Origin of the sequence: Gynurincola endophyticus (genome assembly GCF_003991195.1) — a bacterium.
GTDB lineage: Bacteria > Bacteroidota > Bacteroidia > Chitinophagales > Chitinophagaceae > Gynurincola > Gynurincola endophyticus.
The window spans coordinates 703,500-727,529 of record NZ_RCWL01000001.1 but is presented as its reverse complement, the minus strand read 5'-3'; the positions used below and the strand labels follow the sequence as shown (position 1 = coordinate 727,529).

The following is a 24,030-nucleotide window of genomic DNA, read 5'->3' as shown; positions in this document are numbered from 1 at the left end:
TTCATCAGGAAATACATTAACCATTAAGGAATTAAGTTCTTTTCAGTGAGGGGTGGATGTGTCATCCACCCCTCACTGGCTTATTCCCCGAAGCAACTTGTTGCTTCTCTTAATTCCTTAATGGTTAAATATTCTTATCGTTTGTCTATTACAAAATCACCTCTATTCTGGTTACCGACTCCCCAAACCCCTGTAATACGGTCTTTACTGGGCGTTATCTCACCATTTGCAAAATAACCTCCGTCATTTCCCCACTGAAACACAATCACCACACTATTATCATAGGTTGAAAAACGCCCACGGCCTTTCCGGGATGCATTCGCCGTATCTGTAATGGCGTTATAGATGAGCATCGTACTATCCGACTTCAGCACCATCAACCAGTCTTGTGTAGGATTGGCACCTACTGAATTGGAGTATTTTCCCTGCCACACACCAACGGCGTCTTCAAAGCGATAATACTTATCGTCACTTTTAGTACAGGCAACGAAAACGACCATCGCGGTAACAGCCACCAATATTTTTCTCATAAATGTTCACTTTGAATGTTCCAATACCAAAATAATGCCTGGGTTTTACGTAAGATTTCTTTGGTAATCCTTTCACATTAAATGCTGCATTTAATACTTTTTTTGATAATTTGCAGCTACTATTTTATTCGTTAAAGAGAAATATAAATTATGCTACAACGTATACAAAGTTTATGGTTATTAATTGCCGGCTTATTGATGGCAGCGACTTTTAAAATCGCTTTATTCAGCGGCAACATAGTAAAAACCGGACAACCAGCTCAATTTGAAAAATTAACTGCCGGTTCTTCGATCTTATTGGCTATTGTAGTTGCGGTAAGTGCATTATTATCTCTGTATATTATTTTTGTTTATAAAACCAGAAAACTACAAATCAAACTGGTATTGCTGAATCTGGTAGTATCAATTCTTGCCGTAATTCTATTTTACAAACAAACTCAGCAATATGTAGAAGGAGAATCCAGCCTTTTCATTCTGGCATTGGTATTTCCGGTAGTGTCTATTTTCTTTTTGATTCTTGCTTTAAGAGGAATCAACAGAGATGAAAAACTAATCAAAAGCTTAGATCGTTTACGATAATAAAAACTAAAAGGCCCTCCAGCATAGCTGGAGGGCCTTTTAGTTTAAATAATATTTTCGAATACAAATCTTCAGATCAGGAACCGAACTCAAATTCATACAACGTATTCTTCCGGTTACGGGCTTCGATGGTAATATGTTTTACTACAATTTTATCATTGCCCTTTACATAATAAATGTGGATCTGTGAATCAAACTGAAATTGTTCCTTAAACACATATCCGTTTTCAATCAGGTCGTCTAATATGTCTGCCATTTCCATTTTATCGAGTGTTCCGTAACGCAACATTCTATTTCTCACATTCTTCTGATATACATCTACGACAGATACATATTGATAATATGATTTTCCTGCCGAATCAATCCGGTGCGTCCATCTGAAATAATACGTATCATCTTCCTGTTCTTTCGGGCTGGCGATATATTGACGTTTCACCAGAAAAGTATCGATCTGGAAGTCTTTATAATCAAGTATTGTTCTTAAATCGTTGTAATTCAGGTTTTGCGAGTTTCCAACCACATAAATAGCCGAAAAAGCTATTACCAGGAGCAAATTTTTCATTCTACAAATTAAAGGTTTAGACTCTATAAGCTTTGTTAAATAACTGTTTTATCAGGACGGCTTTTTCTTAAATTCTACTGATTTTTTTTAACTTTAGTACAGAACTTTTTGCTCTCTCTTATATATCCGAATAATAAAGTGGCGGCCTTTCTATGCCGCCCTTTTTTTTATAAAAACTTGCTGGTTGCTGCTTTTTTTACCTTTTTAAATTCTTTAGGTGTTCCTGCAAAAACCAATTCGCCGCCGGCGTCTCCTGCATCAGGCCCCATTTCAATTACCCAGTCGGCCGAACGTATAACATCGATATTATGCTCAATCACAATCACGGTATGCCCCTGTTCTATCAAAGCCTGAAAACTTTTCAGCAATTTACTGATATCATGAAAATGCAATCCGGTAGTAGGTTCGTCAAATATAAACAAAACATGCCCCTGCGATCGTCCTTTACCCAGAAAACTCGCAAGTTTAATACGTTGTGCCTCCCCACCGCTGAGTGTATCACTTGACTGGCCGAGTTTTACATATCCCAATCCTACAGACTGTAATGGTGAAACCTTTTGAACAATATCTTTTTCCTCTTTAAAAAACTCAAGTGCCTGGTCAACACTCATTTCAAGAATATCAAAAATGTTTTTCTCTTTATAAGTAACTTCCAGTACTTCATCTTTGAATTTTCTTCCTTTACATACCTCACAAGTTAAATGTACATCTGCCAGAAACTGCATTTCCACTACCTGTTCGCCTTCACCTTTACAAGCCTCACATCTTCCTCCTTCTACATTAAATGAAAAATGTTTTGGCTGGTAACCTCTGATTTTACTTAACGGTTGTTTAGAATACAATTCACGGATTTCGTCGTAAGCTTTAATATATGTAACGGGATTGGATCGTGAACTTTTACCGATCGGATTCTGATCGACCATTTCAACATGGCTGATTGTTTTATAATCGCCCGACAATTTAGAGAATGCTCCGGGTTTTGTAGTGGATTCTCCAATTTCCTGCATAAGGGCGGGATACAGGATATGTTTGACGAGCGTTGTTTTTCCGCTACCGGAAACACCACTGATTGTTGTGAATACATTCAGCGGAAACTCTACGGTAATGTCTTTCAGATTATGTTGAGAAGCACCTTCTACCCGGATACTTTTTTTCCAGGGTCTTGTAACCGCCGGAGGTTCAATAGCTAAAGCGCCGGAAAGATATTTTCCGGTTAAGCTTTTAGGGTTATTGATGATTTCATCATAATTACCCACTGCCACCACTTCACCGCCCAGATGAGACGCTAATGGGCCCATATCGATAATATAATCGGCTTCACGCATAATCATTTCGTCGTGTTCCACTACAACAACCGTATTTCCTAAGTCTCGTAACGACTTGAGTACTTTTATTAAACGTTCGGTATCACGGCTATGTAACCCGATCGACGGTTCGTCAAGAATATACAAAGAGTTAGTAAGGTTTGATCCGAGTGAACGTGTCAGTTGAATTCTTTGAGATTCCCCACCGCTTAATGTATTTGCCAGGCGGTTTAAAGTAAGGTATCCCAACCCTACATCTAACAGTGTTTGTAAGCGTTGCTCTATTTCTATCAGTACACGTTTAGCCACACTTTGCTGATAAACTGATAATTTTAAATCGTTGAACCATTGTGTCAGTTCACCTATAGGCATTTCACAAATTTCACCGATATGCTTATCTCCTACCTTCACGTACAATGCCTCTTTGCGTAAACGATAACCTTCACAGTCAGGACAAGCGGTTCTACCCCTGTATCTCGACAATAATACTCTGTATTGAACTTTGTAAAGGTTCTGTTCTACCTCTCTGAAAAATTCATTGAGGCCTTGCACATGCTCATTACCTTTCCACAAAGTCTGGTATTGAGCTTTTGTAAGCTCTGCTATCGGTTTATGAATAGGAAAACTGAAGTTTTTGGCAGCTTTGATAAACTGATCTTTCCACCAGCTCATTTTTTCGCCTTTCCAGGGAGCAATAGCATTTTCGTACAGGCTCAACTTTTTATTGGGAATAACCAGGTCTTCGTCAATACCTAAAACCTGGCTGTATCCTTCGCAAGTCGGACAAGCACCAAAAGGATTATTAAACGAAAACAGATTTGGTACCGGTTCCTCAAAGCGGATACCGTCTAACTCAAACTTATTTGAGAAGTATAATTTTTTCTTTTGATTGATTTCAATCAGCATTTCACCTTCCCCTTCGTAGAACGCAGTTTGAACCGAATCACTCAAGCGATGAATATCATCTTCTTCAAAGTCTTTCACTACAATTCTATCGATCAGCAGATAAGTATTGTCGGAAGGTTTCCATTTAGGCTGTTCCAGCAACTCTTCAATATGTTGAACAGCACCGTCGATGTAAAGGCGTGAAAATCCTTTTTGAATGAGAATATTTAATTCTTCCGTTGGTTTTCTGTTAGCATGATGTTTAAACGGAATCAGTAAAACCACCTTATCGCCTTCCTTTAGCTTCTGAATAGCATGAATTACATCATGTACATCATGCTTTTTCACAATTTGACCGCTCACCGGTGAATAGGTGATACCGATGCGTGCGAACAATAAGCGAAGGTAATCGTAGATTTCAGTCATGCTACCAACGGTTGACCGTGGTGTTCTGGTAATCACTTTTTGTTCGATTGCAATTGCAGGGCAAAGCCCTTTGATGTAATCAACATCCGGTTTTTCCATTCTCGACATAAATTGCCGTGCGTATGCACTGATACTTTCAGCATATCTGCGTTGACCTTCAGCGAACAAGGTATCGATGGTCAGCGAAGATTTTCCACTGCCGGAAACACCTGTTACGACCACAAACTGATTTCGGGGAATACTGACGGAAACATTTTTGAGATTATGAACCCGTGCCCCTTTTATATAGATGTGATCAAATTCAGTAACTGAACTATCTTCTTTCTGTTTTAGTTGTTTGACTTTGTTTGACATATATCAAATAATACAAAATAACACTTAGTATCTACTAAAATTTCAATTTATATTGTTAAATTTACTGCGCGAAAATTAACAAGTTGAACTTGTAAAACTTTTCTTTGATACCTGAACCATTACTTTAAGTCTGAGTGAACTAACCAATTATTCAGATATTAGGGTAAAGCTAAAGAAAAGTTGCTTCTGCCCCCGAAAAACCATAAAAAAAAGACCTTAAATCCTATATATTCATCCAATAACCGAATAAACCGTAGAAGTATGCCAACACTTCCTAAAAAAACCGACAACGAACTTATCCAGGATTTCCAAGCAGGTGACGTTAATGCCTTAGAAGTTTTAATTGTACGTCACAAAGACAAAATGTTCACATCCATTCAATTTCTCGTAAAGGATAAGTATTTAGCAGAAGACATCTTCCAGGACGTTCTCATCAAAATCATCGACACAGTCAGAGCAGGCCGCTACACAGAAGAAGGTAAATTTTTACCGTGGGCAATGCGTATTGCACACAACTTATGTGTTGACCATTTCAGAAAAGTTAAACGTACTCCGTCTATTCGTACCAGCGACGACAGAGACATTTTCGAAGTACTCAACTTTACCGAAGATGGCGCTGATGTAAAAATGATGAAAAAACAATCACACGACAGAGTTCGTCAGATGTTAGACTTATTGCCAGAAGATCAACGTGAAGTGATTATCTTAAGACATTATGCCGATCTTTCTTTTAAAGAAATCGCACAACTTACAAATTGCAGCATCAATACTGCATTGGGAAGAATGCGTTACGGCCTGATCAATCTTAGAAAAATGATGATGCAAAAAAATATCGCATTATAGTTTTTAATAATTTTTTCACATTTGAATGATTTTTGATTCAAATCAATGCTTAAATTTGTTACGGAATAACAATTGAATCAAAATATTGTCATTCTGGTTCTCCCACTAACAGTGTTTCCATTGAATTGCTTGTCAGTTAGCAGGTTGAAACAGAATGACGCCTAATTAAAAGGCTGTTCTTTATCAGAACAGCCTTTTTTATTTTCATCTTTTTCTCAAAATATTTCACCATTAAAGTGTTACAAAACTTTAATATCTATTTACGAATACTTAACATTACTTATAATAAAAAATCCATACAGTTTTCTGTATGGATTTTTTATTACGAGAATATTTTTGATGATTAATTCTGCTTATGATATTTTTCTTTTACCTCTTCCAATATATTCACAAACCTTTGAATACTGGCATCATACCCACCGGCATCTTTTAACAGTTTGCCGTTCTCATCCACAAAAACATATAAAGGTTGTGCACTTTGTCCGAAGGTCTGTATCTCAAAGTCAAGGTTCTTATCGCCTATTGTTTTTACTTCCTGTCCTGATTTCGACTTGTATCTTTCTTCCACCGGAAGCCTGGTTTTATCATCTACATACAATGATACTACGATAAAATCATTTTGCAGGCGAGTCATTACTTCTTTATCGGCTAATACTTCCTGTTCCATTTTACGGCAATTAGCACAAGCGTGACCGGTAAAGTCGATCAGTATAGGTTTCTTTAATTGTTTAGCAGCTATCACCGCTTCATCATAATCAAAGAATGTTACTACACCAGGTATTTCAGATTTCAAAATATCGGTATACTTTTTCGGTTGAATATCGGGTGTATACGTAACTGTATTTGCATTCGCTGTACCGGAAGAAACAGTAATATTATTGAGATTAAAGTCTTGCGTTTTCATTTGCGGTAACCATGCACTGATAGATTTTAAAGGAGCTCCCCATAAGCCGGGAATCAGATAAACGGCAAATGACAATGCACCTACTGCAAACATCAGACGGGTTACAGTCAGATAAGGAATACCATAATCATTTTTAGGCAGTTCATCATCGTGATGAAATTTCAATTTACCTAACAGGTAAATTCCCAGTAAACCGAAAATAACTATCCACAATGCCAGATATACTTCTCTATCGAGAATTCTCCAGTGGTATGCGAGGTCTGCATTCGATAAAAACTTTAAAGCTAATGCGAGTTCAACAAATCCTAAAGAAACCTTTACGGTATTCAGCCATCCACCCGACTTAGCCATTTTATTCAGCATAGAAGGGAAAAAAGCGAACAATGCAAAAGGCAGTGATAACGCAAAAGAAAATCCTACAAAGCCTATGATCGGAGCAAGAAAACCACCGCGGCTGGTCCATACGGTTAATAAACCAATAAACGGAACTGTACAGCTAAACGATACGATCACCAGCGTAAGCGCCATGAAGAAAATTCCTGAATAACTATTGAAGTTGGCTTTAGAATCCATTTTAGAACTCCATGAAGCCGGTAGTGTAATTTCGAAAGCGCCGAGAAAACTGAATCCGAAAACCAAAAACATCGCAAATACAAGAATATTGAATATCGCGTTGCTCGATAAAGCGTTCAATGCACCGGGGCCGAAAGCCAATGTGATTAGAAAACCGGCCGCAGTAAAGATACCGATGATGGAGAGTGAGTAAATAATAGCATTTTTGATTCCCTGTTGGCGGGTGGTACTTCTCTTAGTAAAGAAACTTACGGTAATAGGAACCATTGCATAAATACAAGGCATAATGAATGCACCGAAACCGGCCGCCATTCCTCCTAAAAAGAATGACCAGAGTGATCCTGATTCGGCAGAAGGCGCTGCTTCCACAAAACTTTCATCAGCAATTACATTAAACTTCACTTCACCACTTGGAAATCCATCGCCCTCTTTTCCTAAAAACACTAAAGATCCTTCCACTTCATTGCTACTGTCTAAGGCAACTTTAGCAGTATATTCTACTGTTGATTCGAAATATTTAATTACCTGGTTGAGTTGATCGTCGGTAGTAATTTTTAACTCACCTTTTTCAGTAAATCCTTCTATTAATTTCGCTCCAAGTTCTTTACTAAGATGGATAGAAGAAATTAATTCGGTTTCATTGTCTGCATTAATCGTAAACAACTTAAACCCTTCAGGCAGATCAGCACTGATTGTAAGTATAGCAACAGAGTCATTGATTTTATTAAGAGAAGACTTTAACTCCGGAGTAGTAGTTTGAGCTTGTACAAACAAAAAAGGCAATAGCAAAAAACTCAACAATAATTTGAGTTGGTGTTTCATGTCAAATTCTGGTTATATGAAATAAATTAAACGGATTCCGAGGAATCCGTTTGAATATTATAATATTATTTAGTTATTACTCTCCGACAGCTAAAGAGAAAGTTACATCGGAAGGAGAAAGACAATGTTCATCAGAACATACCATGAATGTAATGGTACCGCCAACATTTGTTTTAGCCGCTGTTTTCAATTTTACTACCTGTACGAACTCAACTGAACCTTTATAATAATTCACTTTACCTCCCCACACAGCTTCGTGTTTACTGATTTTTGTACCTTTCTCAGCTACTTTTCCATCAACAGTCACTAAAGGATTTTTAGTAAACTCAAATGAAGTAGGAATAGGCCCTTCCGCTCCCACTTCCTGTGCATATAAGTGATAAGGAGGATTTACTACCGCTTTAAATTTTAATTCATACGTTTTGTCAGCAATTTTAGTGGCAGTATAAGTCCATCTAACTTCTTTTGAAGACTGTGCAAAACCTGCTACTGATAAAAGTAATACACCGAGAAATAAAAGGTACTTTTTCATATTATTTTTTATTACACAATTCTATTTTAAGCCTCAACTACCAAATTTAATTAATAGTCTTTAAATAGATGTGATTAAAAATCTTAAAAAGATGGCTTTCGACTGGATAAGTTACTATTTTAACAGTTCTTTATCTTAGCCGCCTTAAATATATATTTTTTTTAATACGCATTCAAAGGCCTGTTCTTTGATTTACAAAAGGCAGTAACTTTTGATCGCTGTAACTTTTAGCAAAGTGATTATGATCACACATCGTAGTTATACAATTTCTTGATTTCAATCATTTTGCACAGTTCGATCGCTATAGTTTATAAGGAGAAATGGTGCCGGTAAGTTTAGAAATTCCACATCTGGTAAACGCACCATCCGAATGTTCCCCAATGTAGCAGGTACACAAACCACATTTTTTTAGGATAATGGTAAGCTGCAGCATGAAATGCAGCGAAAGGAACCGCCGTTAATACCCAATCGCTAAGGTTATTTTCGAAATTAAGTAAGGCGATGGTAATACTAATCAGAATCATCAGCAGTAGCAAACTCCAGCTTTTACGTACCTGGATCAACATTTTATTGAGGCTGGCCTGTACCCAGAAAGCCCCCATCAGGAAAGGAAAGATCAATAAACTGAGACTAATGACCAGTTTCTGGTCTTTTAATAATACCGGCAGGTGAAAATCGAGGTCAGGTAAGATCACCGACCACGAGAATTTATCCGTCAGAAAGAGAATAACAGCTACAAAATAGTAAGGTGTTAGTACGCCCAGTAAACAGATCAGCCATTCTTTAAATCTGAAAGGCCGCATTACAAAAATGCCGATTAACACGAATGCTATAAACAATACCGCCGGCTGATAAAGTAGCGTGATAACAGCGGCGATAATACCGAAATTATACACATCAGCACGCGGCTGATTGGAAGTAAAGGATTTTGCCAACCCGTAAAACAACCATATCAGCAAACCGTTAATCAGCAGAGGGGCTGAAAATTCATTCCACGACGGAACCAGACTGGTGATGAGTACATAACTCATAGCTGGCAGGTAACTCGGTTTTCCTAAAAGCTTGAACTGATTAATGACTTTATTAAACAATAAAGCCTGAATGTAGATGAGAATAAATGTAAGCAGGTTAAAAATATACGAACCGCTCTTTGACGGATTTAAAAAAGCTGCCACTTCTTTAAACAAAAGATGATCTTCCGGCGACACGGTGATACTGATAGGTTCTCTGAAAAAACCTGATTTCAGTATTAAACCATATAAAAGAAGAAAAATAGGATGAGCAGCGTTTTTTTGCTTGAATATTTTTAACATAGGATTTATGTTCTGACCTTATAGCTCCACTTTGGCAAACATCAATGAGTTTCTATATTGGCATGGGATAATGACAACATTCGAACCCACCTGTTTTGCAAATTTAGGCATAAACTGCACATTTTTCATCAAGTTTCTCAAAGTCGGATAAGTGGTTATACTACCATCCGGAGCAATACTGGCATCTGATAATAGAACGGTACGTCGTTGCTGTGTATTGTGTATAAAGTGAAGTTGACCTCCTGTATTGACAATCGCATAACTCAACATATTATCGTTGTTATCAGCATATTGACTTTTTGCAATGACAGAGTTCCATTCTAATCGTCCGTCTTTATCAAAAGAGAATACCGAGATATTTTCAGCGTTGAATCTTTGTTGTTCGCGGTTGAAGTAATTGTATCTTCCGAAACCAGGCCAACCCCATCCGCCGTAAGGCCAATAACCACCGTAAGGGCTGCCGTACATGCCACGCATGTATCCGCCCCATCCCATCATATCCCAACGGTTAAGGCCATTGTAATTGGAAGAAGCATACATTTCTTCGGTTACCATTACAAAACCGCCGTCTTTTCTGATAATAATATTATTGATATAAAAATCATTAAATGCCATTTTCAGATTGCTGTTACCCGACTTGGCTTTCTGACGGATTTCATCATTAAAAGTTTTAGCATCTGAGTATACAAACTGACGGTTGGTTACATCAAACAGGTTCATATATAAGCCTTCCACATTTCCACGACGCTGACGGGTGTAGAAAGAGTTCAATAAATATCTTTTATTGGTATTATCAATTTTAATTACCACCTCGTCAACAATTACATCACTTAAATTCAGCGGATAGAGATTAAAGGTTGTGTCTTCACGGTATTTTACAACAAACCCGAAATCTTTAATCTGATCATTATTTCTTTTTCTGAATCTACCGAAAAGGAAGTTTCCCTGATTATCTAATAAAAACTCGGTATACTGGTCATTTTTCTCTTCCAAAGCAAAATCTACGTATGATTTTTCTTCGAGTTGCATGTTACTGTTGAACAGCAGGGTGGTAAAAAGGTGTAATTTGGGATTACGTGTATTCACCTTAAACACCATGATATTCTGCTTGTTATCAGAAAAAACGGTAGAATATATTTTAGAATCTGACGTCCAGCCGAGTTTAGTCGTATCTAATTGAATGGGTTCTTTTACCAGCTGACCATCTTTATTCAGCTGAGCAGCCATACAATACACCACTCCTTTTTCAACATATTGATAAATCATCCATACGTGGCTGGGATAAGGAATAAAATCTACATTTATCCAGCTTTGATTTCGGGCGTGCAGCGGTATGTTTTCGCGCAGACGCATATCAAAGTCATAAACTGAGATTTTGCGTTGGCCGCGGTCATTTTTAAAAACCAATATATTCTCGTCAACCTTTCCGATCACTTCGAACTCAGTACGGATGTTCTCCGCATTTGACTCGTCTGTATAAGTAATTTGTTGCGCATTTACAGTTACGATTGTACCCAACATCATCATTATACCCGTACACCAGGCTTTCGCAGATTGAGCAATAATTCTTACCATGGTTGATTATTTATACCACAATTTACAAAATGTAGAAAGTGAACCCAAGTTCCGGTCAAAAATTTAAGTTTTTTGTAAGCTTTGAGGCATAGTATTTACAATATTTAATTTTCATAAATATTTATACATTTGGCCCGAGAAACACACTTTCAAGCAATTCAAGTGAACAATAATAATAGCAAAATCACAGCCGCCGGCCTTTTGATCGCTTTAGGGATCATTTACGGAGATATCGGCACGTCCCCTTTGTATGTTTTTAATGCCATTATCAGCGACAGAACTATTACCGAAGCGCTGATTATCGGCAGTTTGTCGTGTATTATCTGGACAATCACCCTACAAACTACCCTGAAGTATGTTTTACTGGTACTGCGGGCAGATAATAAGGGCGAAGGAGGCACTTTCTCTTTGTACGCACTGGTACACCGGCGAAGGAAGTGGCTGGTCATTCCGGCTATGATCGGTGGTGCCACCTTGCTGGCCGACGGTATTATTACCCCTCCGATTTCCATTACTTCGGCAGTAGAGGGTTTAACCAAAGTCAGTTCATTCGCTTATCTGCAACCTTACCTGATTTATATCGTACTGGGTATTTTGTCGATTTTTTTCCTGATGCAACAGTTCGGAACCGGATCGATCGGTAAACTTTTTGGCCCGATCATGTTTTTGTGGTTTTCGCTGCTGGGTATTTTAGGAGCAATACATCTTTTAGACGACCCCAGTATCCTGAGAGCTTTTAACCCTTTCGAGGGGCTCCGCTTTCTGAACCAATATCCACAGGCTATCTGGATTTTGGGTGCAGTGTTTCTCTGTACCACCGGTGCTGAGGCTTTGTACAGCGACCTTGGACACTGCGGAAAAAAGAATATCCGCATTACCTGGATTTTTGTAAAGTCAACCTTACTACTAAATTATATCGGACAAGGAAGTGCCCTACTGAAAAATTATGAAGGAGCCACTATTTCTAACACTTTCAGAACGGCGAATGAAATACACGCATTCTATGATCTGATGCCCGACTGGTTTATGCTCGCCGGGGTAATTATTGCTACAACAGCCGCCATCATTGCGAGCCAGGCCATGATTTCAGGCTCTTTTACATTGATCAGTGAGGCGATGCGTTTAAATCTGTGGCCCAAAATGAAAATCAGGTATCCTTCAGAAGAAAAAGGACAACTGTTTATTCCGAACCTCAACGTTATGATGTACCTGGGATGTGTTGCTGTAGTATTATATTTCAAAACATCCAATGCCATGGAAGCCGCTTATGGGCTGGCCATCATCCTGACGATGATCTCGACCACCATACTCTTTGCCAACTTCCTTGTTCTAAAAAGAGTAAAACCCTGGTTGATCTACTGTTTCCTGGTGGGTTTTCTGGTGATAGAAATTACCTACTTCATTGCATTGATGCAAAAATTTGAAAAAGGCGGTTATTTTACCTTTCTGGTGGCCTGTATGTTTTTTGGTATTATGTATATCTGGTACAGAAGCAGAAAAATCAAAAACAGGTATGTTGAGTTTGTACGCCTTGAAAACTATATTCCGCAAATACAAGAACTTAGTCAGGACAATTCAGTGCCTAAATACGCTACCCACCTCGTATATTTAACATCGGCTAACAATCACAAAGAAGTGGAGCATAAAATCGTTTACTCCATATTAAACCGCAAACCGAAACGAGCCGATATTTATTGGTTAATACACGTTGATACACTCGACGACCCGTATTCCTGCGAATACACCGTAGAACAGATTGTTCCGAATAAAATCATCAGGGTAGAGTTCCGCCTCGGGTTCAGAATTCAACCCAGAATATATGTGATGTTCAAACAGGTAGTGGCTGACCTGGTAGACAAAAAAGAGGTAAATATCACCAGCCGTTACGATAGCCTGGAGAAAAATAATGTTCCGGGAGACTTCCAGTTTATCGTTTCAGAGAAGTTTCTCAGTCAGGAAAATGAACTGCCACTCTCCGAACAGGTGATTATGAAATCATTTTTCTGGCTAAAACACTTCAGCTTAACAGAAGAAAAAGCCTTCGGACTCGAAGCCAGTTCGGTTATTATTGAGAAATTTCCGCTGATCGTAAAGCCTATTGCCAAATTGAATATGAAAAGAGTAGATTTGAATCACTAGCTTTGCAGCTGATTAAAGAACGATCATGAGCAGAAAAGCAATTATTCAGGTACTCATTATAGTATATTGTTTAGGGGGAATTTTGATTTATCATTTCCATGAGAAATGGATATTCAAGCCCAATAATGAAAAAGTAGCGTACACATTAAAACATGAATGGAGGAATATAGATATTCCCATAAATCAGCAATCAGGAATGCACCTGTTACAGGTACTTCCTAAAGACTCCCCGAAAGGAGTGGTACTTTACTTTGGCAGCAGAAAAGGAAACGTATGGTCACAAAAACAACGTTTTGAAAATATTCCGGACGAAGGATATGAAGTAATTGCGATGGATTATCCCGGATACGGTACCAGTAAAGGTTCTTTCACAGAAGACAGTGTATATTTCAGAGCGCTCACCGCTTATACATTTGCCCGTGCACGCTATGAACCCAAAGATATTATTTTGTATGGTAACGAACTGGGTAGTGCGGTAGCAGCCTATGTAGCAACCAAAAAAGATGTAAAAGCTGTTGTATTGGAACATCCGATCGCTCATTACAAAGACTTTATTGCGTTACCTATCTACCCGTTAAAAAGAATGCTGAATTATAAATTCGCAACGGAAGATTATCTGAAAGAAGTAATAGCACCGGTAGTAGTGATAGATGAAAAGATGAAGATACCTGACTGGGTAGCATCGGGTGCGCGTAATACGATGGCGATAAAATCGATAAAAGATTTATAAGGTTAGCTCTCAACGGCAAAACAGCTTAAATTCTAAATTCGTCCTATGTTTGAAATGTTAAATGGGAAACATGAAGAGAATGAAGGTATGAAGGTAAAGCAGCGCAGAAAACAGCACTTCATTGGCTTTTCAGCTTCATTACCTTCCTGTTTAAATTGTAATGAGAAACATGAAGAGAATGAAGGTATGAAGGTAAAACAGCGCGGAAGACAGCACTTGATTCGCTTTTCAACTTCATCTTCTTCCTGTTTTAATTGCAATTAACAGATAGAATGATACAAAGCGAAGCGGCAGGAGCTTCTTAATTCTTAATGGTTAAAAATCAGCTTTCCACTTCTTTGATTTTAACAATATTATTTTTAGAATTACTCAATACTTTTTCGGGAACAGATTGCAGAATGGTAGAGGCTAATGCTTCTATCATTCTTTTTTTAACAAAGTCGCGGTGTGTAATAATAGAAACTTCACGCATGGGTTGCGGTTTTTTAAAAGGCCGGATCATTTTTTTACGTTTAGGGTCCATATCTTCTACCGACAATTCAGGCAGAATAGTGATGCCTTCATTGAGTTCGACCATTCTGCGTAAAGCTTCGATACTACCAGCACGGTACTCAAATTGTTCTTTAATCAATGAATCTTTTCGCAGTTCGCAGAGATTCATGATCTGCGACCGGAAACAATGCCCTTCTTCTAACAACCAAAGCTCATTCGGATCAATATCCTTTGCCAGAACATAATTTTTTTTATAGGTCTGATTAGACTTAGAAGCATATACCAACAGTTCTTCATAGAACAAAACATGTTCTGAAATTCCTTTTTCATTTAAAGGTGTAACTACCACTCCGGCATCCAGTACACCTTCTTTCAGCAGCTGAATAATCTGTGTGGTAATTCCTTCCTGAACGATCAGTTTTACATTCGGATAACTCTTATTAAAACGTTGAATAAACAATGGGAGCAGATAGGGAGCCAGCGTAGGGATAATACCAATTTTCAACTCACCTGATAAAATGCCTTTATGTTCATTTACCGTTTCAAACAATCTTTCTTTATCGGCTAATAAGGTACGTGCCTGTTCAATAATAGTCTTTCCTATTTCAGTGGGCATGACCGGTTGTTTCGAGCGATCAAAAATCTTCACCTTCAACTCATCTTCCAGCTTTTGAATTTGCATGCTCAATGTCGGCTGCGTAACAAAACATCTGTTTGCCGCCTCTGCAAAATGCCTGTAGGTATCCACCGCCACAATGTATTCGAGTTGAATAAAGGTCATTTCAATAGATTTTATCTATAAAGATACGTCTTTGATAAATTTATCTTATTAAGAATTTATGATCGTATTGAAGATCAGGTGAAGTGTTGATTATCAAGCGAATTCATCCGGAGTTGAGGTTAGAGGTACAAAAAACCTCTTCGCGTGAAGAGGTTTCAAGATTTTATATATAACGTTAATACATATTCGTAAAACTAATTCTTTTTTCGTATCTTTTAAGAAGGGGGAATATTTTAATCCAGAATCACTTTATTGCTTCCTACCCGTAAACGGTGCCCCATTCCGATGCGTAAGGCAACATTATCTTTTTCATGGCTTACGGGAAACCCGTAACAGATCGGATACGGATAGTCTTTTACTATTTCATGAATAATATCAATTACATCTTTTCCGTAAGGGCGAACCGTATCTCTGGTTTCACTAAAACCACCTATGATCAAACCCGACAGATCGTCGAATTTACCGGCACGTTTCAGTTGCCAGAACATTCTGTCGATTGTATACTTGAGCTCTCCTACTTCTTCAATAAAAAGTATTTTATTTTTCGTTTTCACTTCACTTTTAGTGCCGATTGTATTGACAAGCAGCGAGAGGTTACCGCCTGTTAGTTCACCAACGCAAACTCCTTTTTTATTGTAAGGATGCGGTTCAACCACGTAATTGCTTCTTTTACCGGTTAAGGCTCCCAGTAAACTGTCGTTAAATGGTTTTCCTTCTTCGCCGTTATTAAAGGCTCCGGCCATTGGCCCATGAATACTGGCTATTTTGTGTTTTGCCAACAGGTGATTGAGTAAAATAGTAATATCACTATAACCCACGATCCATTTAGGGCGTTTTTTAAATTTCTTAAAACTGATCTGGTCTACGATTCTGACTGTTCCGTATCCGCCTCTTCCGCATACAATGGCTTTGATTGATGAATCATCCATCATTTGTTGCAGATCTTCTAACCGTTCTTCGTCTGTTCCTGAAAAATAGGTTTCCGAACTGCTGCCAACGGTTTTCCCCACCACTACTTCAAACCCCCATTCTTCCAGTTGTTTTTTACACGCTTCGATACGTGTGTATTCCATGTATCCTGCCGGGCAAACAATTCCGATTTTATCACCTGGTTTGATGTTCTTAGGAACAGTAATCATACTTATTAATTTAATGTAATGCTCTTAAAATGGTTCCGTCATTGTTAACGGTCAATTCATGTTCAATACCACATTTGAGCGCAAAGTTATCTACTTGATGTCCAACCGGAAAATCAAAACATACCGGATAATTATATTCTTTTACAAGATTTGTAACGATTTCTGTGAGTTCTATTCCGAATATTTCATCAGGCGGGTCGGGTTTGATTTTAAATCCACCCACTATCAGCCCTGCCAGTGCTGATAATTTTCCCGAACGTTTAAGATTCCAGAACATGCGGTCGATGCTGTATAAAGGTTCGCTGACATCTTCCACAAACAAAATTTTTCCTTTGGTATCGAGGTCAGAGGGCGTACCACCCATTGATTCTATAATTTTCAGGTTACCACCTACGAGGATACCTTTGGCAGTTCCGGGCCGGTTAAAAATAGTTTTTGGAGCGGGGTATTCCATTTTTTCGCCTGTCAATGCACTTCTGATCGAGTCAATGGTAGCTCTTTGTACCCCTGTGGCAGCCGTCCAGTTTTCAGGAAAGCTGTTACACATTTTAGCATGTATTGATGCAATGCCCAGCTGTTTATTGAGATGGCTGTGCAAAACGGTAATATCGCTGAATCCGATAATCCATTTCGGATGCTGCGCAAATCTGGTGAAATCAAGGCGGTCAATGATCCGGGAAAAGCCATATCCACCCCTTGCACACAGAATGGCTTTAATATCGGGGTCATCTAACATTTGTTGAAAATCTTGTGTACGTACCTCATCCGTTCCGCCGAACGTATATTCACGCTGGCCGATAGCTGATCCTATTTTAACTTTAAAGCCCCACTCCTGTAAGCGTTCTATTGCAGGTAACACCCGCTCTTTCATTAAATAACCTGCGGGAGAAGTGATTCCGATCAGGTCACCTTTTTTTAAATACTTAGGTTGCTTACCTGCCACCGCATCTGTTACCGTAGCCTCAAAACCCAGTAAAGGTACAGACAGACCTGTTGTTAAACAGGCACTAATAAATTTTTTACGGTTCATATTCTAAAGTTATTCAAACTTTTACGAAATCCGAAAGGATAGTTCAAAGGCTTTGTGTGGTGTTGTGCCGGTAATCATGCAGCCCTGCCCCCCCCCATTCTTCATTATTCATTATTAATTCCTAATTCCCCAAAAGCCTTCTCTTCTAATTTAACGGAAATCGGTATTTTTGCACCTGCCCCTCATTAGGGCAACAACAAACTGAATAACAATGACAAATCCGAAGAGATATTTGGTAACCGCGGCTTTGCCGTATGCGAATGGACCGGTTCATATTGGACACCTGGCGGGATGTTATCTGCCTGCCGACATTTATGTTCGTTTTCAAAGAGCGAAAAAAGAAGATATCCTATTCATTGGTGGCAGTGACGAACATGGCGTTCCGATTACAATCCGTGCAATGAAAGAAGGTACTACTCCTCAACAGGTTGTAGACAAATACCACGCGCTGATCAAAGAAAGTTTTGAGCAGATGGGTATCTCATTTGATATATATTCACGTACTTCTAATCAGATTCATCACGAAACATCTGCAGCATTCTTTAGAAAATTGTATGATGAGGGTTTGTTTGAAGAAAAAGAGAGTGAACAGTATTATGATGAAAAAACCAATACTTTTTTAGCAGACAGATATATAGTAGGAACTTGTCCTGTTTGTGCGAATGAAAATGCCTATGGCGATCAGTGTGAAAAGTGTGGAACAAGTTTAAGTCCGGAACAACTCATTAATCCGCGTTCAACATTAAGTGATGCCACTCCTGTGAAGAAAAAAACCAGGCACTGGTATTTTCCGTTACAGAATTATGAAGCATTTCTGAAAGATTGGATTGTAAACGGACATCCGGAGTGGAAGAATAACGTATTAGGCCAATGTAAGAGTTGGTTAGACAACGGATTACAATCACGTGCAATGACGCGTGATAGCAATTGGGGTGTAAAAGTTCCGATTGAAGGTGCTGACGGAAAGGTATTGTATGTATGGTTTGATGCGCCGATCGGATATATTTCCGCTACAAAAGAACTAACCGACAAGTGGGCAGATTACTGGTGCCAGGAAGATACGAAACTGGTACATTTCATAGGAAAAGACAATATTGTATTTCATTGTATCATATTCCCGGCCATGTTAAAAGCACATGGTGGTTTTGTTTTACCGGATAATGTTCCTGCAAATGAGTTTTTGAACATTGAAGGAGAAAAAGTATCCACTTCCAGAAACTGGGCGGTATGGGTACATGAATATGTACAGGATTTTCCGGATATGCAGGATGCATTACGTTATGTACTTTGTTCAAATGCTCCAGAAACCAAAGACAATGATTTTACCTGGAAAGATTTTCAGGACAAGAATAACAGTGAGCTGGTAGCTATTTTCGGCAACTTTGTAAACAGAACGTTTGTATTAATGCACAAACTGTGCGGAGGTAAAGTTCCTGCATTTCATACCGATATCGCCGACGATGCGGATAAAACGATGATGAATGAATTTGAAACAGCAGCAAAGAGAGTAGCTGAGCTGATTGAACAGTTCAAATTCAGAGATGCCCTGTTTGAAGTGATTGACCTGGCGAGAAAAGGAAATAAATACATGCAGGACAAAGAACCCTGGATCGTTGCAAAATCATTAGCAGAGAAACCGGAGAATCAAAAGTTAATAGATAACTGTTTACATATTTGTTTACAATTAACGGCCAACCTGAGTATTCTGATCAACCCGTTTTTACCGTCTATTGCACAAAAGATGTTATACATGATGAAGGTAGTAGATAAAATGCTGGATTGGGAAAATGCAGGAAAGGCTAAACTTTTAAGCGTCGGCTATTCATTACGCGAGCCTCAGTTATTGTTCCGTAAAATAGAAGATACAGAGATCACGGCACAGGTAGAAAAATTAAAATCAGGACTGGTAAAACCAGCTGCTGCGCCGGTAGCGGAAGCGCCTACTTCTCCCGCATTAAAAGATACCATTCAGTTTGATGATTTTGCCAAAATCGATTTACGCGTAGGTACTATTAAATCAGCAGAAAAAGTAGCCAAAGCTGACAAGTTACTGAAATTAGAAATTGATCTTGGATTTGAAGTAAGAACGGTCGTTTCGGGTATTGCCTTACATCACAATGCTGAAGAAATCATAGGCAAACAAGTAGTGGTAGTGGCCAATCTGGCTCCCCGTAAAATGAAAGGAATTGAAAGTAACGGGATGATATTGATGGCAGAAGATGCAGAAGGAAAACTATTGTTTGTAAATCCGGATGGTTCAGGAAAGGAAGGAAATACGGTCAATTAATTTATATATATATATAAATAAGTAAAGTCCGGTACCAGCTCTGGTACCGGACTTTTTTATCATTCAAGTTTAAATAATATGTATCTGAATTTATTGAGTTATTCACTGACTGTTGATTGCTGCTGTTTATCACTCATTTCCTCTCTGATATCATCGATGTAAATATCTTTCACAACTACTGTTCCAGCGAGAAAATCATGCAAAGCTTGTTTTCTTTTATTTAACAATAACGTTACCAGCTCACTCAACACCCATAAAACAGTTAAGGTTTGCAGAATAATCATGGTATAAGCTAACCAGTGGTCGCTTACCCCTTCCAGTATTGCGACTAGTTCATAATAATCAAAAACGCCTTTATTTGCCTGCGAGATTATATAGATCATTGCGGCATTAAAAATAATAAGCACCAATAGATTTACCGACTCTCTCATCAAAGCTTCTTTCCAGGATACATCCTCTCCATTCAACTTTATAATTCTTATATTCATAATTCGTTTTCCGGGCGTACCTCCATAATGTTGTACGAGGTATACATAATAAAAAACAGTAAATACAACTTCCAGCAATAGCGGAACATATAAGTAGTTATTCAGCAGCGATACCAGCCAAAAAGCTGCTTTAATGATTATGCCATCAATGAATAAAGAAGCAAACCTTGGCCAAAAACCTGCATAGATATCATCATTTAATCGTTCAATGGTTACGGGAATTATTTTGTCAGTCATTTAGTTCCGGTTTTATTTTTTTATAGTAATAGTTAGAATTGTGTATCTGCATTCACCTGTTCATTCTTCCCGGCACTCATGTATACCCTTATTTTATGTACGTATTTTTCATTCACCACAACAGTTCCCGCAATAAAGTCATGAATAGAACGTCTTCTCTTGTTTGTGAGTAATACAACCAATTCGCTGTATACCCATACATTACTAAGCCATGTATTTATTGTAAACAAAGCAGGCGCCAGTGCCAATAAATATTCGGCCCTCTCTACAAAAGTTAAAGAGCGATAGTGCGCATCGTTTGCCTGAGACAGTGAGTAAATAATAATAGCCTGAGTAAATAAGGCAATAAGTATGTTTACACTTTCTCTTAATACAGCCTCGCGCCATGTAACATCCTCTCCGTTAAGTTTAAGAATTTTAATATTCAATGCAAGTTTTCCCGGTGTTCCTCCAAATCGTTTTACCAGAAAGATATTATAGAAAAAGACAAAAGCCAAAGCCAGCGGTATAGTCAGATAATAAGCAGTAATACTAATTGACTGAATGCTATGGAGGATATAAATCCATGGAATCATTATAATAACATCCAGTAGTATTGAACCCAGTCTTCTCCAGAAACCTGCATATAAAGTTGCATTAACTCCCTCTATCTGAAGAGGTATTTTGCTATTATTCATTCAAATATTTATTGTTTAGGGGGTGGGTGAAATATCAAAATAAGCAAAAAAGTTCTATCGGTGATAGAACTTTTTACTCAATTAATCTATAATTTGATATTTATCTATAAAATAGAAAATGCTGTCGTTTTCAACTAAGTGTAACCTTATAGCACAGGATAGAAATCAGCAGTAGAATGCGTGTAATAAGCATTATTCAACCGCATCAGTTTCTGAAAATATTTTGGTTTTTCCGCACCATGCGGATAAAGCGTGAGTTGTTTTTTGTTACCGCCAATACGGTCCCAGATTCCTATGCGCTGACCATTAATTCCTATTGTAAAGTAATACAGATAAGGGCCTACCCATTGCTGGTATTCATCTTTGGTAATCGTTTTGTTTGGATTAACCAGCTCAAAATCTTTTGCATTAGCTATACAATATTGTAATTCCACTGCATTTAAAGGTTGTCCATTATAAGTGGTAATTACATCATACTGAGGATCGATAAAAACCCATTTTTTTATATCGTCAAGATATACCTCATTCACAACATGCCCGCCGCCCCATTTTACGTCACTGATATCTTTTGCCATTAATCCGAGTGTACGCACTCTGAATCCTAATGCTGCAAGACACTGATTGGCAACAATACTATATTCCACACACCGGAAACGTCTGCCCTTTTCAGCTTCTTTGAGAATATACATTGCATCGTTATATTCAGGAACATTTTCTCCGTCATGCTTCCATCTGCCCTGTACCCAGCTTTGTATTTTGGAAAGTTTCTCAAAATCAGTTTTACTATCCTTTACAATACTATCTAACTGATATTCTTTTCTTAAAGCTACCAGGTTCTCCCGTGCTGAAATATTTTCATACACCAGATGATAATTGTGGGTAGACACAGAATCAAACTCCAGAAAAAAGATTTCCTGATCGATGCGCTCTTTTCCCATAGCGATCAATCCGCCTAAACGGGGCGACATCCAGAAGGAGAAGGCCGTTAATATCAATATAATAACCAGAAATATTTTTAAAATTTTCTTTATCATAAGCCGGAAATAAATCTATGATCAATGATTCAGCTAAATGAATGCTGCATATAATTCAGACAACTGAACAATTACCACAAGGTAACAAAAGTATTTATATCCCGGTATGATTCAATCATTCAAACATTCATTTTATTGATCGTAAAAATGAACGATTTTAATCAGCTTGTCTGCATGTTCATAAATACTCTCAATGGTCTCCAGTTCAAATTTCGTTTCTTTTTTTTCAGCATCAAAAATACCGATCTGCTTTCTTCTTTCCGACAGATATAGACGGCAAATAGTTTTTCTGTTATTGTCATCCAGCAGAATAGCAAAATAAGATTGTGCATCACGATAAACAATCCGGCCGGGTTTAATTCTCATACATAAAATTGCGCGAACAATGTAAAAGGTATCCAATTCTTCCTGAGTAGTAACAATTTTTGTTTCTGCTATTTCTGCATTTAACAACTTTTCTTCTTCTATTTTCTTTTGCGATTCAGACTCTTTAGTCAGGGCTGATTTTAACCGGTCAGTGACCAGATCATTAATTTGTTGGGTAAATGATTTTTTAATCAGGTCAGAAAACTGCTCCACAATTCTTTGAGTAACACTACCGGAATAAATCTGACGGGCAAAATGGCGTACAAATTCGGTAGAGGGACTATTAATTTCAGTGTTGATCAGTTTTTTAAGTTCATTTGTATATTTCAGTTCGCTGGCGGTATTAACAATATTTTCAAAGTCGAAATATGATTTATGAAATTTTTTCAATTCTTCTACCTGATTATCTTTTATCTGAGTAATATCAAAAACAAAAAAAGGTTTTTCATCCATCTTATTTGCTTCTACCAGATCGGTATAAAATTTATACTCGATACCATTTGTTAATATAGCGAACTTAGCCTTTGTAGTATGAAAATACCTGAAAAGCTGGGAAGCATTATTAATCGTTAATGACTGTCCATGCCATTTACATTCAATTAATAATACGGGGTCCTGCTCTTTTAATATTGCGTAATCTATTTTTTCACCCTGTTTGATACCAACATCAGCTACAAACTCCGGAATAACTTCCAGTGGATTAAACACATCGTAGCCCAATTCTTTAATAAAAGGCATTACAAATGCATTTTTGGTAGCTTCTTCGGTATTCACCTGTTCTTTTAATTTGTTAACTCTATCACCGAGCAGTTTTATCTGGTCTCTGAAATCAATACTCATATCTTTTAAATTGTTTTATAGTATCTATGATAAGGAGTATAGATGGCATGCCACCTATGCGTCTTAAAAAAAATAACAATTAAAAATAATGAGCCGGTGGCCGCTAAAAATACGGTAAACCGTAAAGCTGGTTATTATTGTTGACAGACATCAGCGATAGAGAGAAACAACAAGGCGTTATCTTTTATAAGATAACGCCTTGTATGGTTGTTGCTAGTAAATGCTAGAAAATTATTCATTTGTAGTTAATACATCGCTGTATTCTGTACGTCTCCTAAATACAGCATTTGCGAAAGGGCATAACGGAATTATTTTTTTATCCGTCTTACGAACATAGTCGACTGCGGCCTCGACTAACTTTTCACCTAAATTTTTTCCCTGAAACTCAGGGTCAATTTCAGTATGTTCAATAATCATTACATCTTCATTTTCCCATAAATAGGTCATTTTTCCTACTACTTCATTATTGCTTTCGTTAACCAATCTAAAATCTCCACTTTTATCGTGATTCATGTGTTCTACTTTCATAATAACGGTTTTTAGTTTTACTGAATTAACAGGATTTTCACTCAAACAATTATGCCACCG

The 24,030-nt window shown here is 37.9% G+C and carries 20 protein-coding genes; 5 read left to right on the top strand and 15 right to left on the bottom strand.

Going from position 1 to position 24,030, the window contains the following annotated elements:
* Positions 1-134: 134 nt before the first annotated feature.
* On the bottom strand, positions 135-530 hold the full coding sequence (locus D9O48_RS02965; protein ID WP_126970416.1) for a hypothetical protein: 396 nt from the start codon (positions 528-530) through the stop codon (positions 135-137).
* Between the two features lie 150 nt (positions 531-680).
* Here D9O48_RS02965 and D9O48_RS02960 point away from each other — a divergent pair, with 150 nt between their 5' ends.
* On the top strand, positions 681-1,109 hold the full coding sequence (locus D9O48_RS02960) for a DUF4293 domain-containing protein (RefSeq protein WP_126970414.1): 429 nt from the start codon (positions 681-683) through the stop codon (positions 1,107-1,109).
* A 76-nt stretch (positions 1,110-1,185) separates the two neighbouring features.
* Here D9O48_RS02960 and D9O48_RS02955 read toward each other — a convergent pair whose 3' ends face one another.
* Both D9O48_RS02955 and uvrA read right to left on the bottom strand, forming a co-directional pair.
* On the bottom strand, positions 1,186-1,671 hold the full coding sequence (locus D9O48_RS02955) for a hypothetical protein (protein WP_126970412.1): 486 nt from the start codon (positions 1,669-1,671) through the stop codon (positions 1,186-1,188).
* Between the two features lie 167 nt (positions 1,672-1,838).
* Positions 1,839-4,640: an excinuclease ABC subunit UvrA gene (uvrA, locus tag D9O48_RS02950; protein WP_126970410.1), complete on the bottom strand. Its 2,802-nt coding sequence runs from the start codon at positions 4,638-4,640 to the stop codon at positions 1,839-1,841.
* A 261-nt stretch (positions 4,641-4,901) separates the two neighbouring features.
* Between uvrA and D9O48_RS02945 the strand changes: the two genes are divergently transcribed.
* A complete protein-coding gene (locus D9O48_RS02945; protein ID WP_126970408.1) occupies positions 4,902-5,483 on the top strand; it encodes an RNA polymerase sigma factor in 582 nt (193 codons plus the stop codon).
* Between the two features lie 343 nt (positions 5,484-5,826).
* Here the strand turns inward: D9O48_RS02945 and D9O48_RS02940 are convergent, their stop codons facing one another.
* The 4 genes from D9O48_RS02940 to D9O48_RS02925 all read right to left on the bottom strand — a co-directional run bounded on the left by D9O48_RS02940 (position 5,827) and on the right by D9O48_RS02925 (position 11,202).
* On the bottom strand, positions 5,827-7,782 hold the full coding sequence (locus D9O48_RS02940; RefSeq protein WP_126970406.1) for a protein-disulfide reductase DsbD family protein: 1,956 nt from the start codon (positions 7,780-7,782) through the stop codon (positions 5,827-5,829).
* Between the two features lie 76 nt (positions 7,783-7,858).
* Entirely contained in the window at positions 7,859-8,314 is a 456-nt protein-coding gene (locus tag D9O48_RS02935; protein WP_126970404.1) for a protein-disulfide reductase DsbD domain-containing protein, read from the bottom strand.
* 335 nt (positions 8,315-8,649) lie between these two features.
* Complete coding sequence (locus tag D9O48_RS02930; protein WP_126970402.1) at positions 8,650-9,627, bottom strand: DUF6427 family protein; 978 nt, start codon at positions 9,625-9,627, stop codon at positions 8,650-8,652.
* Positions 9,628-9,645: 18 nt separating this feature from the next.
* Entirely contained in the window at positions 9,646-11,202 is a 1,557-nt protein-coding gene (locus D9O48_RS02925) for a hypothetical protein (RefSeq protein WP_126970401.1), read from the bottom strand.
* A gap of 162 nt (positions 11,203-11,364) precedes the next feature.
* Between D9O48_RS02925 and D9O48_RS02920 the strand changes: the two genes are divergently transcribed.
* Together D9O48_RS02920 and D9O48_RS02915 are read left to right on the top strand one after the other, a co-directional pair.
* The gene (locus tag D9O48_RS02920) at positions 11,365-13,341 is read left to right on the top strand and encodes a KUP/HAK/KT family potassium transporter (RefSeq protein WP_126970399.1); all 1,977 of its coding nucleotides are present in this window, start codon (positions 11,365-11,367) and stop codon (positions 13,339-13,341) included.
* A gap of 25 nt (positions 13,342-13,366) precedes the next feature.
* Complete coding sequence (locus D9O48_RS02915; RefSeq protein ID WP_126970397.1) at positions 13,367-14,071, top strand: alpha/beta fold hydrolase; 705 nt, start codon at positions 13,367-13,369, stop codon at positions 14,069-14,071.
* A 322-nt stretch (positions 14,072-14,393) separates the two neighbouring features.
* Here the strand turns inward: D9O48_RS02915 and D9O48_RS02910 are convergent, their stop codons facing one another.
* The 3 genes from D9O48_RS02910 to D9O48_RS02900 form a co-directional block, all read right to left on the bottom strand.
* The gene (locus D9O48_RS02910) at positions 14,394-15,344 is read right to left on the bottom strand and encodes a hydrogen peroxide-inducible genes activator (RefSeq protein WP_126970395.1); all 951 of its coding nucleotides are present in this window, start codon (positions 15,342-15,344) and stop codon (positions 14,394-14,396) included.
* Between the two features lie 233 nt (positions 15,345-15,577).
* Complete coding sequence (locus D9O48_RS02905; protein ID WP_126970393.1) at positions 15,578-16,483, bottom strand: S66 peptidase family protein; 906 nt, start codon at positions 16,481-16,483, stop codon at positions 15,578-15,580.
* A gap of 10 nt (positions 16,484-16,493) precedes the next feature.
* Positions 16,494-17,513 (bottom strand): S66 peptidase family protein, encoded by a 1,020-nt coding sequence (locus D9O48_RS02900; RefSeq protein WP_126970391.1) that lies wholly within the window; start codon positions 17,511-17,513, stop codon positions 16,494-16,496.
* Between the two features lie 211 nt (positions 17,514-17,724).
* On the opposite strand from D9O48_RS02900, the gene metG reads away from it, so the two are divergent.
* Positions 17,725-19,800, top strand: coding sequence for a methionine--tRNA ligase (gene metG / locus D9O48_RS02895; RefSeq protein ID WP_126970389.1), 2,076 nt, complete (start codon positions 17,725-17,727; stop codon positions 19,798-19,800).
* Positions 19,801-19,898: 98 nt separating this feature from the next.
* On the opposite strand, the gene D9O48_RS02890 is transcribed toward metG, so the two are convergent.
* The 5 genes from D9O48_RS02890 to D9O48_RS02870 form a co-directional block, all read right to left on the bottom strand.
* Entirely contained in the window at positions 19,899-20,525 is a 627-nt protein-coding gene (locus tag D9O48_RS02890) for an RDD family protein (RefSeq protein ID WP_126970387.1), read from the bottom strand.
* 32 nt (positions 20,526-20,557) lie between these two features.
* Positions 20,558-21,202: an RDD family protein gene (locus D9O48_RS02885; protein WP_126970385.1), complete on the bottom strand. Its 645-nt coding sequence runs from the start codon at positions 21,200-21,202 to the stop codon at positions 20,558-20,560.
* 146 nt (positions 21,203-21,348) lie between these two features.
* Positions 21,349-22,236 carry a transglutaminase-like domain-containing protein gene (locus D9O48_RS02880; protein WP_126970383.1) on the bottom strand — a complete coding sequence of 296 codons (888 nt, stop codon included), beginning with the start codon at positions 22,234-22,236 and terminating at the stop codon, positions 21,349-21,351.
* Between the two features lie 132 nt (positions 22,237-22,368).
* Complete coding sequence (locus tag D9O48_RS02875) at positions 22,369-23,442, bottom strand: type I restriction endonuclease (protein ID WP_233589165.1); 1,074 nt, start codon at positions 23,440-23,442, stop codon at positions 22,369-22,371.
* Between the two features lie 231 nt (positions 23,443-23,673).
* Positions 23,674-23,970 (bottom strand): GNAT family N-acetyltransferase, encoded by a 297-nt coding sequence (locus D9O48_RS02870; protein WP_199750481.1) that lies wholly within the window; start codon positions 23,968-23,970, stop codon positions 23,674-23,676.
* Positions 23,971-24,030 lie beyond the last annotated feature (60 nt).

Excerpts from the sequence above, each read along its gene's own strand:
- D9O48_RS02965 (WP_126970416.1), bottom strand. The coding sequence starts at position 530 with ATGAGAAAAATATTGGTGGCTGTTACCGCGATGGTCGTTTTCGTTGCC.
- D9O48_RS02960 (WP_126970414.1), top strand. The coding sequence starts at position 681 with ATGCTACAACGTATACAAAGTTTATGGTTATTAATTGCCGGCTTATTG.
- D9O48_RS02955 (WP_126970412.1), bottom strand. The coding sequence starts at position 1,671 with ATGAAAAATTTGCTCCTGGTAATAGCTTTTTCGGCTATTTATGTGGTT.
- uvrA (WP_126970410.1), bottom strand. The coding sequence starts at position 4,640 with ATGTCAAACAAAGTCAAACAACTAAAACAGAAAGAAGATAGTTCAGTT.
- D9O48_RS02945 (WP_126970408.1), top strand. The coding sequence starts at position 4,902 with ATGCCAACACTTCCTAAAAAAACCGACAACGAACTTATCCAGGATTTC.
- D9O48_RS02940 (WP_126970406.1), bottom strand. The coding sequence starts at position 7,782 with ATGAAACACCAACTCAAATTATTGTTGAGTTTTTTGCTATTGCCTTTT.
- D9O48_RS02935 (WP_126970404.1), bottom strand. The coding sequence starts at position 8,314 with ATGAAAAAGTACCTTTTATTTCTCGGTGTATTACTTTTATCAGTAGCA.
- D9O48_RS02930 (WP_126970402.1), bottom strand. The coding sequence starts at position 9,627 with ATGTTAAAAATATTCAAGCAAAAAAACGCTGCTCATCCTATTTTTCTT.
- D9O48_RS02925 (WP_126970401.1), bottom strand. The coding sequence starts at position 11,202 with ATGGTAAGAATTATTGCTCAATCTGCGAAAGCCTGGTGTACGGGTATA.
- D9O48_RS02915 (WP_126970397.1), top strand. The coding sequence starts at position 13,367 with ATGAGCAGAAAAGCAATTATTCAGGTACTCATTATAGTATATTGTTTA.
- D9O48_RS02910 (WP_126970395.1), bottom strand. The coding sequence starts at position 15,344 with ATGACCTTTATTCAACTCGAATACATTGTGGCGGTGGATACCTACAGG.
- D9O48_RS02905 (WP_126970393.1), bottom strand. The coding sequence starts at position 16,483 with ATGATTACTGTTCCTAAGAACATCAAACCAGGTGATAAAATCGGAATT.
- D9O48_RS02900 (WP_126970391.1), bottom strand. The coding sequence starts at position 17,513 with ATGAACCGTAAAAAATTTATTAGTGCCTGTTTAACAACAGGTCTGTCT.
- metG (WP_126970389.1), top strand. The coding sequence starts at position 17,725 with ATGACAAATCCGAAGAGATATTTGGTAACCGCGGCTTTGCCGTATGCG.
- D9O48_RS02890 (WP_126970387.1), bottom strand. The coding sequence starts at position 20,525 with ATGACTGACAAAATAATTCCCGTAACCATTGAACGATTAAATGATGAT.
- D9O48_RS02885 (WP_126970385.1), bottom strand. The coding sequence starts at position 21,202 with ATGAATAATAGCAAAATACCTCTTCAGATAGAGGGAGTTAATGCAACT.
- D9O48_RS02880 (WP_126970383.1), bottom strand. The coding sequence starts at position 22,236 with ATGATAAAGAAAATTTTAAAAATATTTCTGGTTATTATATTGATATTA.
- D9O48_RS02875 (WP_233589165.1), bottom strand. The coding sequence starts at position 23,442 with ATGAGTATTGATTTCAGAGACCAGATAAAACTGCTCGGTGATAGAGTT.
- D9O48_RS02870 (WP_199750481.1), bottom strand. The coding sequence starts at position 23,970 with ATGAAAGTAGAACACATGAATCACGATAAAAGTGGAGATTTTAGATTG.